The 12,424-nt window shown below is 40.8% G+C and carries 11 protein-coding genes; 10 read left to right on the forward strand and 1 reads right to left on the reverse strand.

What is annotated here, in order from left to right; all coding sequences use genetic code 11:
- The first annotated feature begins 63 nt into the window (after positions 1-63).
- The 9 genes from KW850_RS20350 (at position 64) to rph (ending at position 10,644) form a co-directional block, all read left to right on the forward strand.
- A complete protein-coding gene (locus tag KW850_RS20350) occupies positions 64-1,248 on the forward strand; it encodes a M20 metallopeptidase family protein (protein WP_218349590.1) in 1,185 nt (394 codons plus the stop codon).
- 18 nt (positions 1,249-1,266) lie between these two features.
- Positions 1,267-2,457 carry an amidohydrolase gene (locus KW850_RS20355; protein WP_218349591.1) on the forward strand — a complete coding sequence of 397 codons (1,191 nt, stop codon included), beginning with the start codon at positions 1,267-1,269 and terminating at the stop codon, positions 2,455-2,457.
- A gap of 21 nt (positions 2,458-2,478) precedes the next feature.
- Positions 2,479-3,669, forward strand: coding sequence for a hypothetical protein (locus tag KW850_RS20360; protein ID WP_256358354.1), 1,191 nt, complete (start codon positions 2,479-2,481; stop codon positions 3,667-3,669).
- 76 nt (positions 3,670-3,745) lie between these two features.
- Entirely contained in the window at positions 3,746-5,017 is a 1,272-nt protein-coding gene (locus KW850_RS20365; protein ID WP_218349592.1) for a metal-dependent hydrolase family protein, read from the forward strand.
- Between the two features lie 270 nt (positions 5,018-5,287).
- Positions 5,288-5,920 (forward strand): YjgB family protein, encoded by a 633-nt coding sequence (locus tag KW850_RS20370; RefSeq protein ID WP_308128832.1) that lies wholly within the window; start codon positions 5,288-5,290, stop codon positions 5,918-5,920.
- 81 nt (positions 5,921-6,001) lie between these two features.
- Positions 6,002-6,547 (forward strand): hypothetical protein, encoded by a 546-nt coding sequence (locus KW850_RS20375; protein ID WP_218349594.1) that lies wholly within the window; start codon positions 6,002-6,004, stop codon positions 6,545-6,547.
- A 739-nt stretch (positions 6,548-7,286) separates the two neighbouring features.
- Positions 7,287-7,481 (forward strand): YkvS family protein, encoded by a 195-nt coding sequence (locus KW850_RS20380; RefSeq protein WP_218349595.1) that lies wholly within the window; start codon positions 7,287-7,289, stop codon positions 7,479-7,481.
- Between the two features lie 168 nt (positions 7,482-7,649).
- On the forward strand, positions 7,650-7,832 hold the full coding sequence (locus KW850_RS20385; protein WP_218349596.1) for a hypothetical protein: 183 nt from the start codon (positions 7,650-7,652) through the stop codon (positions 7,830-7,832).
- A gap of 139 nt (positions 7,833-7,971) precedes the next feature.
- Positions 7,972-10,644, forward strand: a complete 2,673-nt coding sequence (rph, locus tag KW850_RS20390) for a rifamycin-inactivating phosphotransferase (protein WP_218349597.1) — start codon at positions 7,972-7,974, stop codon at positions 10,642-10,644.
- Positions 10,645-10,811: 167 nt separating this feature from the next.
- Here the strand turns inward: rph and KW850_RS20395 are convergent, their stop codons facing one another.
- Positions 10,812-11,381 (reverse strand): DUF6241 domain-containing protein, encoded by a 570-nt coding sequence (locus KW850_RS20395; protein ID WP_218349598.1) that lies wholly within the window; start codon positions 11,379-11,381, stop codon positions 10,812-10,814.
- A gap of 290 nt (positions 11,382-11,671) precedes the next feature.
- Between KW850_RS20395 and KW850_RS20400 the strand changes: the two genes are divergently transcribed.
- Entirely contained in the window at positions 11,672-12,421 is a 750-nt protein-coding gene (locus KW850_RS20400) for an IclR family transcriptional regulator (protein ID WP_218349599.1), read from the forward strand.
- Positions 12,422-12,424 lie beyond the last annotated feature (3 nt).

Genomic DNA, 12,424 nt, shown 5'->3' on the forward strand with positions numbered 1-12,424 from the left:
GTTATGCTAATTTCAAAGTTTTAGTTTTCTGAAAAATCTAACTTTTGTTACAGGGGTGAAAAAATGCTTAATACAAGTTTCAATGATCAATTGATTGCCGCTATTAAAGACACCGTAACCGAGTGGAGAAGGTATCTCCACAGAAATCCTGAATTGTCGTTTCAAGAAGAAAAAACCTCACAGTTTGTTTATGACCAGTTGCTATCCTTCGGCGGTCTAAGGGTTACACGGCCAACTAAGACGAGCGTGGTCGCAAAGCTGATTGGAAGGCAGCCGGGAAAGGTGCTTGGCTTGCGCGCCGATATGGATGCCCTCCCCATCCACGAAGAAAATAACGTAGACTATGCTTCAGAAAACTCCGGTGTGATGCATGCTTGTGGTCATGACGGACATACGGCCATGCTGCTTGGGGCCGCCAAGATCTTAAGCACCATGAAAGACGAGATTAATGGTGAAGTACGATTTATTTTTCAACATGCGGAAGAATTGCCTCCCGGTGGTGCCCAAGAATTAATGAAGACAGGGGTTCTTGATGATGTTGATTATATTGTGGGGATCCACCTCATGTCGACCCTGCCCATTGGGAAAATTGGCATAGTCTATGGGCCGGTTACCGCAAATTCAGATACCTTTGACTTAAAGATTATCGGAAAAGGCGGTCATTCATCACAGCCTGAGAATTCCATTGACCCGGTATTAATGGCAGCCCAGTTTATTACAAACCTCCAGCAAATTGTATCAAGAAATTTAGATCCCGCAGAGAAATTAGTGATTTCCACCACGACATTACAAGCAGGAGTAGCCAAAAATGTGATTCCTGAAGTCGTACAAATTGGCGGTTCTGTAAGATCTTTTCGTCCAGAGGTGAGACAGCAGGCTATTTCGTTAATTGAAAGAGTTGCGAAAGGTGTCACCGAAGCATATGGCGGTTCCTATGATTTTCAATACCATTTTGGTTACAGCTCTGTATTCAATGATGCAGAGTTAACAAAAACTGTTGAAGCTTGTATTATGGATGAATTTGGCCGCGATTTTATCGAATATGGGGAAGCCGCGATGGGCGGAGAAGACTTTTCGGCTTATCTTGTAAAAGCGCCTGGCTGCTTTATACCAGTGGGGGCAGGCAATACGGCAAAAGGAATTGTCTATCCCCACCACCACCCACGTTTTAATATTGATGAGGACTCATTAGAGCATGGGGTTCGGATCTTTGTAAGCCTTACGAAAAAAATCCTCGGAAATGATTGATAGAAAGGAGTTTATCAGATGATTGACACGATTAAAGCGGAAGAATTAATAGAATCAGTGAAAGGAACCATTATAGAGTGGAGAAGATATCTTCATCAAAATCCCGAATTATCTTTTCAAGAAGAACATACTTCCCAATTTGTATTTGAAACGCTTCAGAGTTTTGGGAATTTAGAAATTTCCCGGCCTACGAAAACGAGTATTATGGCCCGTTTGATCGGTAAAAAGCCTGGTAAAATTCTTGCACTAAGGGCGGATATGGATGCTCTCCCAATCCATGAGGAAAACGATTTCGAATTTGTATCCAAGAATAATGGCGTCATGCACGCCTGTGGTCACGATGGTCACACTGCCATGCTTTTAGGAGCGGCAAAAGTGCTTTCACAATTTACGGACCAACTTCATGGTGAAGTCCGATTTTTATTTCAGCATGCTGAAGAAGTTCCTCCCGGCGGAGCCATAGAAATGGTGAGAGCCGGAGTATTGGATGGGGTCGATCAAGTCATCGGATTACATCTTGCCTTACCATTTGAAGTTGGAAAGATTGGTGTTGGCTACGGTACCCTTTCTGCAAACTGTGACTCCTTTACGATTAGCATAAATGGAAAAGGCGGTCATTCGTCACAGCCCAATACAGCAATAGATCCAGTGGTGATCAGTGCGCAAGTGGTGACAAACCTTCAGACTATCGTATCCCGAAATATTGCCACCCGTGAAAAGGCAGTCATTTCGATTACACAAATTCATGGCGGTTCTGCCCAAAATATTATTCCTCAGTCTGTGACATTAAATGGAACCGTTCGAAGTTTTGACCAAAACATTAGAACAGAAATACCGAAATTAATGGAAAGAATTATAAAAGGAATAACAGAAGCGCATGGAGCATCCTACGATTTTCATTACGATATTGGCTATAGCTCTGTCGTGAATGAAAATACTCTGACACAAAAAGTAGAAGAAATGATCAAAGAAGTTTTAGGTGAAGAGTTTGTCCTCCCTTTACCTTCCTGTGCAATGATGGGGAGTGAAGATTTTTCAGCATTTTCACAGGTAGTACCGGGGTGTTTCCTGTTAGTGGCTGCGGGAAATGAAGAAAAGGGCATAGTCTATCCACACCATCACCCAAGATTTTCATTTGATGAAGATGCTCTTGAACACGGTTTGAAGATTCTCGTAAATGCTGCATTGAAGCTTAATAAAACCGATTAGACGATAGAAAGAAGGTAGTGAATGATGAATCCGGTATATGCCACCCTAATAGTTTTGGCCATTGTGGCTGTTGGAGAATTAGTATCCATCTTCTCAAGAGCAAAAGTTCCGACATTACTCGTCATGATGGTCTTGATCTTTGCCCTTTTTAAAACGGGCATTGTTCCAATGAATATTATTGAAGCTTCAACCTTTACAGTAGTCGGAACCGTTTTGCAGCCAGCACTGCTCGTGCATATGGGTACCTTAATCCCGATGAAAGTAATGAAAAGTCAATATAAGGCTGTTTTGATCACGTTACTCGGTTTAGCCTGTTCCGTTTTACTGATGCTGTTAATCGTTCCACTTTTCTTTGATTATAAAACGGCTGTAGCAGGTGCTGGTCCGATGACAGGCGGGATTATTGCTTATATTGTAACGGCCGATGCTCTTAAAAAGGCTGGATTCGCAGCCTTAGTGGTCATCCCTATTATCGTTTTAACCCTTCATAGTGTTGTCGGAATGCCATTAACCTCCTTTTTACTAAGAAGACATGCTGTGAAACTTCAGCGTACCATGGATGCTGGAACTTTCGCTGCAGCAGCTGTGGCAACCGTGGATGGGGTACAAGCGCATGATACAAATGCAAAATCAGAAAAAAGAAACCTGATCCCTGAAAAGTTTCAGCAAAGCAGTTTCATTCTCTTATTTATGATTTTTATTGGCAGTGCCATTGCGATTTATTTACAGGGTTTAACTGGTATCAGTTATAGTCTTTGGGGTTTGGCCATCGGTATTATCGGTGCATTTTTAGGCTTCTATCCCGAAAAGGTATTAGAGAAAGCAAATGGATTTAGCATTGCAATGGTGGGCTTGGTATTTCTTGTACTAGGTTCCTTATCCACTGTAACCATTAAAGCGATCGTAAGTGTTCTGCCTGCAGTAGCGGTTATTATTATCGTCGGATCTATTGGATTAATACTAGGCGGTTTCATCGGTTCGAAACTATTTAAATGGGATCCTAACAAAGGAATTGCTGTTGTTTTAACAGCGATGTATGGATTTCCCGGCGACTTCCTCATTTGCCAGGAGGTCAGCCGCAGTATGGGTAGAACAAAAGAGGAAGAGGAAAAAATCCTTAATGAAATTCTGCCATCCATGCTAATCGGAGGATTCACCTCTGTAACGATTGGGTCCGTCATCATCGCCAGCATTCTCGTCAAAACATTATAAAAGGAAACTTCAATTAGATGAGGGCCTCCGGCGCGGCCCTTGCTGATTGTTTATTAAACTAATAGGAGGAGAAAAAATGGGGTATAAATTAATTGAAAACGGAAGTCTTATTGATGGAACGGGCAAAGGAATTATTGCTGACGCAGCCGTCTTAATTAAAGATAACCGCATTGTTTCTGCTGGCACCCTAGATGATCTTCAACTTCCAGATGAAACCGTCGAAATCATCGATGCTCAAAACGGTTATATTCTTCCTGGTTTGATAGATACACATGTTCATATGATGCTAGAAATAAAAGATATCCGGGAATCACTGGCTGCTCCTTTTTCAATAAAATTCTTTCAGGCAATAGAATACCTGAAACGAACGTTAGATGTCGGAATCACCTCTGTCCGGGATGCCGGTTTTACCGATTACGGCGTGAAACAGGCCGTTGAACAAGGCTTAATTAAAGGGCCGCGCATGCAGGTTAGCATCAATCCCTTAACGATTACCGGCGGCCACGGCGACTCGTGGATGCGTTCCGGAATTGATATAACAAGCAAAAGCTATCCAGGCATGCCTTCCGGGCTATGTGATGGGCCAGAGCAGGTCCGGCAAAAAGTAAGAGAAATGCTGCGGGCTGGAGCCGATATTATTAAAGTGCATGCAACAGGCGGTGTTATGAGCCCGACAGACCATCCGGAATTCACCCAATTTTCGCCGGAAGAGTTAGCGATCATCGTCCAAGAGGCCGGATTCAGAAAAGGTGTGAAGGTGATGGCCCATGCTCAAGGAGCTGAAGGAATTAAGAACGCGGTTCAGGCTGGGATTCATTCCATCGAGCACGGAATCTTTTTAGATGATGAAGCAATTGAACTAATGCTCGAAAACGGTACCTATCTTGTTCCAACATTACTGGCTCCTGTTTCTGTATTGGAAGCAGCCGAAAAAAGCAGTGACATGCCTGCATACGCTGTGGAAAAGGCACGTGAAGTGGTCGATATCCACCGGGAAAGCATCTCCAAAGCCTATAAAGCAGGTGTCAAAATTGCAATGGGAACAGATGCTGGCGTTATGCCTCATGGAACCAACCTGCGTGAGCTTGGCTTAATGTGCGGGATTGGAATGTCACCTATGGAAGCGATCGTCGCCACTACAAAAGTTGCCGCGGAATGTATGGGCTTGGGAGATAAGATAGGTACTATCGAAAAAGGAAAACTAGCAGACTTTGTTATTACCAAAACGAATCCGTTAAAAGATATTCGCTCTCTAGAAGATGGAAATAATATTGTTGTCGTTGGTAAAGAAGGAGTCATTGAAAAAGATATCCGTGTTGACAGCAAACAACTGGCAGCACAAAGATAAAAGGTGAAAAGGTGTCCTTGTAGTTGAAGCTATGAGGACACTTCTTTTTATTCTAATTAAAGCCAGACCTAATTTTTTGGAAAAACAGATGGAACATATTGTGGTTCACAAAGTACCTTATGAATAAGGGCCCAATTTTTGTGAATTATGTAACAGTGTATAAGCTTATTTCGTTCTAAATAAGTGAAGGGGGGATGTTGATAAAAGAAAATTACTTAACCACTTTCACGAATAGAATGAAAACTGAAAGGATGTAATCATTTGAAAAGGGTGTTAAAAATTTGTTTTATTCCATGCCTATTTGTGCTTTTAGCAGGCTGTTTTAATGATCAAGGAAAGCAGTCTATAACCTCTCCACCAAAGCAATCTACGTCTAATCCTAGTACCCATTCACCTAATCAAACTACCCAAAATAATCCACCAAAAAATCCATCCAATAATCAATCCAATTCAAAACAAAACATGAAGGAAAATAAAAATGCAACATTGATATATGAAATTGTCACACTTGCTAAAGTGGGAACGGTCAAAGATTGTAGTTTTCCTGCAGATACAACGGTTATTGATGAGGTAATCGCAAAATGGGGAAAACCGGATCAAGAAGATTTTGTTGCAGGAAATAGATATTTCACGTATACCAGCCGTGGAATTGTATTCGGTGTTAATAAGGGCGAACAAATTTTTGATGTACGCTATTATTCCAAAGAGATTCAACAAATAACCTTTGACGAGGTAAAGGGAGTACTTGGCAAACCAGATGAAGTTCGTTACAGTGGCGGGGACACCATATGGGTGTATAACGTCAATGAGAAATTCCAATTAAAATTCGTCGGTTCAAAATCGACCGTCGACCATATTTCTGTCTTTTATCCGGCAGGTGCGAAAAATCAAATGGCAGGATGATAAAAATATAAATGGTGAAATTTATAAACAATAAGATGGTTTAGCTGATTGAAAGTTAAACGGAATCAAGGAGGCATCTTTGTGAGAAGAAGAAATTGGATCCTTTTTTTTATTTCCATATTCTTTGTAACTGGTTTATTAAATGGAGCTGCTTATGCTGCGAATTCGAATAAATCGGATCGTGTTGCAGCAAACGTTACACCGGACCCAAATTCACTGCAGCGTCAGGTAGAGCTGTTGCAGGACTGGATCGCACCGCAATCTGCAAAGGAAGCTGTTAAAACATGGGCTAAAGCTGTAAAATTGAGAAACGGTGCCGTTCAATTCGCAGTTCTTTCCCCGGATCTGCAGGAACAGACGAAAGGAACATTTGAAGAGCTAAACTGGGTAACTGGCCTTTCAAGCCCTTGGGTTGATAAGTATCCCATATTAAAAAGAAGTAAAACGGATAAAGAGGTATGGGTTTATACAGTAGAGTTTAGACTGGCTACTTCTACGGGATATGCAGGATCCGTCAGGGCGTATCTTACAATAGAAAATTTGAACGAAAAATGGGTTATTACCGGAATAAAGGGTGACGGTTCGAACAGCTTGGAAGCAATTACAGTAGTTCCTTCTAATCCTTAATATCAAAAGAGGGCTAATTTTAAAATTAGCCCTTTGTTGTACTTGAACGATCCTCAGTAAGGTTATATGTCAAGGATTGGTTATGGGCGGCTACACTCTAGATTATGCATCAATTCATTTGAATTACCAATGGATTAAACCATATTGAGGGAAATTTTCATTTAACTCAGCACTTGTCCAATCAATTTTAATATCTAGTACATATGTTATTACTACACCAGACCAAAGATATTAAGTTTTACCTCCAAAGAACGTTTGCATTTAATGCAGACGTTTCTTGCATTCGTAAGAATATTGATGAAATTGTCCCAAAAAGTAATGATTGTCCAACCCTTGCGTGCCTTGAGAAATATACATAGAGTGTGAGCGTTAACAACCAGTTTGAGGAAGATTTCCAGTTCATTAGCTTGCCGAAGCTCCACCTGTCGCAACGCCAAACTGCAAGAATATTAGGCGTTTCTCGAACAACTATCTCCAAAGCGTGAAAGTGACCAAGGGGACGGTTCCTCTGGTTTTTGTCCGTTGTTTGATAAATTGACTTTCCCATTCAAAACCATGAGAACCGTCCCTGTGGCGTTTTTCTTGGTATTTTCTCCTTAAATTTTGTATTTTCAAAATAAACACTATATTTTACATATTCTAATATCATAATTTTATTACTATAATTATAGGACCAGGCTTTGAATTTAAGAATGATAAAGTAAAAGGCTTAATGTATTTTTAGATTGGAGGGAATGAAATGAAATTCAAGGCAAAGAAGATCGCAGAAATAGGAGATCATATCCTTTTTAAGAATGGAATCCAAGGAGTCGTTGAGAAGGTCAATGAAAATTCAGTCATTGTAAATATAACCGATAATAAGACGGAGTTGGAGTTTGGAGGAAATAGGACAGTTATAGCACATAAAAATTACAAGGTTATTGATTATGCATGAAGCGAAAGGAAATCATTTATCCTCGATTTTATATGAAACTTTTTTGTACGCATTCTATTAAAATTTAAAAATGTAAGCGTTTTCTGAATAGGGAATAAAGAAATAGAAAATAACTTAATGTGTTTTGTACTCTGGGGGGGGAATATAACAATTAGGGGGAAAAGACCGATGACAAATTATCAATCCTATCAAATGGACGAAAAGGAATTGAAACAATTATCATTAGGAACCCTTACAAAGATGCTCTTTGATTTACACTTACAAGATCCAATACGATATTCAGCTGAATTTATCTTGAACGAGTTATTTATCTATTATAGTTACCTGCAATTGGATATGGAGGAAAAATAACAAAAAGCTGGGATCTACTAACGGGATTACTTCAGAGGTGCAATCATTAAAATCACATGGAGAAACACACGGCCTTTCACATAGGAAAATATCGTGTGTTTTTTTGTTATTAGATATGCTAAAAAGGGTGGTGATTCAAATGGTCCAATATGTGTTGAGTTTTAATGAAATCGATCAATCAAGTTTGCCTTTCGTTGGGGGGAAGGGAGCTAATCTGGGTGAAATGAGCAGGGCCGGCTTTCCCGTACCGCAAGGGTTTTGCATTACGACTTCCGCCTATCGCGCTTTTTTAGGAACAAGCGATGAAATGGATGAACTGTTTAGCCTCCTTGACCAATTGAAACCTGATCAACTAGATGAAATCCGAAATTTAGGAAAACGGATCCGCGTTTCTTTAGAGTCCTTGACGATGCCTGACAATATCAGAGGTGCGATTTTAGAAGCGTGGAAAAGGATTGGAACAGACTCTGCCTATGCCATTCGTTCGAGCGCCACGGCTGAAGACTTGCCCACAGCCTCTTTCGCTGGTCAACAGGATACGTATTTAAACGTCATCGGTGGAGATCAACTTCTCCAAGCGACCCAAAAGTGCTGGGCTTCATTATTTACAGACAGAGCGATTTCGTATCGGATGAAAAATGGGTTCGATCATCGTTCCGTATTTCTTTCGGTTGTGGTACAGCGGATGGTTTTTCCTGAGGTCTCAGGGATTATGTTTACCGCAGACCCTGTCACAGGACATAGAAAAACCACCGCGATTGATGCGAGTTTTGGTCTTGGAGAAGCGCTTGTCTCTGGTATTGTCTCGGCGGATCTATACCAAGTTCGTTCCGGACAAATTGTAAAGAAACAAATTGCAGATAAGAAAGTAGCGATTTATGCGTTGCCAGAAGGCGGCACGATAACCAGAGAGGTCCCTCCGGACATACGGAATAAACAGGCACTTTCCGATGAGAAAATTTCCGAATTAGCTAGACTGGGAAAAAAGATTGAAGACCATTATCGGACAGAGCAAGATATTGAGTGGGGTTTGGCTGATGGGAAAATATTTATTCTGCAAAGCAGGCCAATTACCTCCTTGTATCCTCTTCCGGACCTTAATGGCGACGCAAACTTGCAGGTTTTCTTTTCCTTTGGCCACCAACAAATGATGACAGAAGCGATGAAACCGCTGGCTATTTCTCTTTGGCGCACACTTTTCCCATTTGGAAATAGGAATATCACCTCCGAGAGTGAAGCAATGGCAGCTGCAGGCGGACGATTGTTCCTCAATCCGACAGAAGTGTTGTATTGGAAACCCGCTCGCAAAATAATGCCTAAAATGATCAGTAATATTGATGAGTTAATAAGTAATGCTCTTGAGCAATTCACTCAGCGGGAGCGATTTTTAAAAGAGGCAGTGCCGAATAGGCAGGTCATCAAGAAAGCCCGGCAAATGATGAAACCGATATTAACGAATGTCATCAAGAGCATTCTTTTTCGAGATACATCTAAGTCTATTCAGCGGTGTAATGAATTGATGGAAACCTTGGTTAAACAAAGTAAAGAGGAACTATCTCTTGTATCCGGTTCAGAGCGAATGGAATGGGTTCAGGAAAGTGCAGGGAAGTTAATGATGACATTTTTTCAGGATATGGTGCCCTATCCGTTGTCAGGCATCATGGCTTTTAAAATGATCCAATATTTATCCCAGCGCTGGTTAGGGGACGATCAGGAAGCCTATGTCCTTAATAAATCATTACCTGGCAATGTGACCAGTGAAATGGGTCTTGCTCTAGGAGATGTGGCGGATACAGCCAGACCATATCCTGAAGTGATCCAATATTTAAAAGAGGCAGAAGACCATTCCTTTTATGAAGGGCTCAGTCAAATAGCAGGAGGGGACATTTTTCGGAAAGAGTTTGAGCTTTATATGGATCAATATGGGATGCGCTGCCCAGGGGAAATTGACATTACAAAGCCGCGCTGGCGGGAATCCCCTACCATGCTTGTGCCATCGATCTTGAGTCATATTCAAAATCTAAAACCAGGAGAACATCGTGAGAAATATGACAGTGGAAAAATAGAAGCAGAACACGCAGGCCAGTCCATTTTGAAACGGATACGGAAGACTCGCGGCGGGCTGGTTAAACAAAGATGGATGTCTCGGTTGATAAAGGTATATCGAGACAGAATGGGCATTCGTGAGCATCCAAAATATATGCTTGTGCAACATCTCAATCTTTACAAACAGGCTATTTTAGAAGAAGCCGATAAACTCGTCGATAAGGGGATTCTTCAACATCAGACAGATGTTTTTTATTTAACTTTAGATGAGATACTCGCGATAGTGGAAAACCGTTTTGCAGGCGATTTACCTGAGTTGATTCATCAGCGAAAAAAGGAATTTGAATGGTACCAAAAGCTTACCCCTCCCCGTGTAATGACCAGCGAAGGCGAAATCATCACAGGAAGAAGACGCGATATTCAGGCTCCAATTGGAGCTTTGATTGGTACACCTGTTTCTCCGGGTGTAACGGAAGGTTATGCAAAAGTGGTGTTAAGTCCAGAGCAAGGGAACCTAAAACCAGGAGAGGTATTAATCGCACCTTTTACAGATCCGGGGTGGACGACTCTATTTAACTCAGCCCAGGCTCTGGTCATGGAAGTAGGAGGCTTAATGACTCATGGGGCAGTTGTGGCCCGCGAGTATGGAATTCCAGCTGTTGCAGGTGTAGATGAAGCAACCAAAAAAATTAAGGATGGTCAGTATATACGAGTAGACGGAACCCATGGATATGTTGAAATCTTGGAAAGTTATAAAGATACTTAAAATGTTGTGGATTTTAAATAAGGGTAGAGGAAAAGTATAACGAAATCTTTTTTTGCTCTGAGTTTTGTACTCTGAGCATTTTTTTATTCCTTCAGTTTCTTTTTCCGCTTCAAATTTTTTTCATCTCTCGACAACTAGGGTAATGATTAAAAGAGGCCCCCAGCCAATTATTGCTGGGAGCTTACTTCACTTACAATATCTCCTTCGAAGTTATTCAGGATGAAAGTTTCTTCTTCTGATTTGCTCATGATTCCATAAGCCTTACCGACTGTCCCGCCTTGGTACGTCCAGAAATAGTTGTGGTCATCATCTACTTTAGAAAAAATACCTTTTTTCCATTTATCTAAAATGGCCAGCAAATCATCTTTTTGTTCGAACTCACTGTTCTCCACAATGTTATAAACTTGATTAATCGTATCAGGAATCATAGGTATGGCTCCCCATTTTTCTTTCGCTTTCACTTTTTGATGTGTCATTTTGTGCATCACTTCGATAACAGCATCTTGTGAACTATTGTCATCTATCCCAATATCATATTGAACTCCGCCAATTTTAGCTGTTTGTTGCTTGTCCACTTCCTTTTTCTCTTTACTGACAGTATCTTGAACAGCTTTCGCTTCTACTTTCTCTTGTTTTTTTCCAGATTCGGCTCCATTGTCGATTAATTTAAATCCTCCGTATTTTACGCCTATTAAAACGGTCAAAATAATACCAATTATGATTAATACCTTATTCACTTCATTCCCCCCTGTTGGTACTGGATAGCTCTAATTTAACAAAAAATTCAGAATTATTCTAGCTTATTTAAATAACATAATCCCTTCAAAGAAGACAGCTATCGACATTTTTTCTTTCTGTTTCATACACTGTTGTCCCGAAAAGAACCTTCACAGTGGGAGTCCATATTTTTTGTGAACGGTTGCATTAACGCCCTTGACGGAGGGATTGAGTGGTGCTATTATGTGTCTACGATAATCACATATAGGATTTGACATCACATATGTGATTTATAAAAAGGAGGGAGAGTATGTCGGTAAAATCGGCTGAACGAGTTCTCCAGGTATTTGAATTACTAGCCCATAATCCTGATGGGTTATCGATTAAAGAGGTTAGTGAAAAACTTTCATTTCCGCAGAGCAGCACATCGAACCTTATTGCCACTCTTTTAAAACAAGGGTATTTAAGTTTAGACAACATGAAGAAATATAAGCTTGGAGCAAAGTTAGTTCACATTGGCACCATGGCTATGGAGAACTTAGATATTTCTCTTCAAGCGAAGCCATATCTTGAAAAATTAATGCAAAGTGTTCAGGAAACGGTATTTATGGCAACGCTGTCAGGGGAAGATCTGGTCTATCTTACTAAAATAAACAGCAATCGATCGATTCGAACAACCGCTCAAACGGGATACAGTAAACCGCTTTATTGTACGGGGTTAGGTAAAACTTTTTTAGCGAATATGGCAGATGAGGAAAGAAAAAGCATCTTAGATCGGGTTGACTTAGTACCGATCACCGCGAAAACCATCACCAATAGGGAAGAGTTAGAGAAAGAACTGTATCAGTATTCATTAATTGGCTACACGATTGATGATGAAGAAAACGAAGAAGGATTATATTGTGTAGCAGCTCCTATTTTTGGTGCAGACCGAAGGATTCAAGCTGCTATTAGTGTGGCAGGTCCAAAAGAACGAATGCTGGCTCAAAAAGCAGAGGTAGTGGAACGCGTCCTTTGGACATCAAAGAAAATATCTGAAAGTATGGGATGTATTTTATAAGAA

The organism is Bacillus sp. sid0103, from assembly GCF_019219025.1.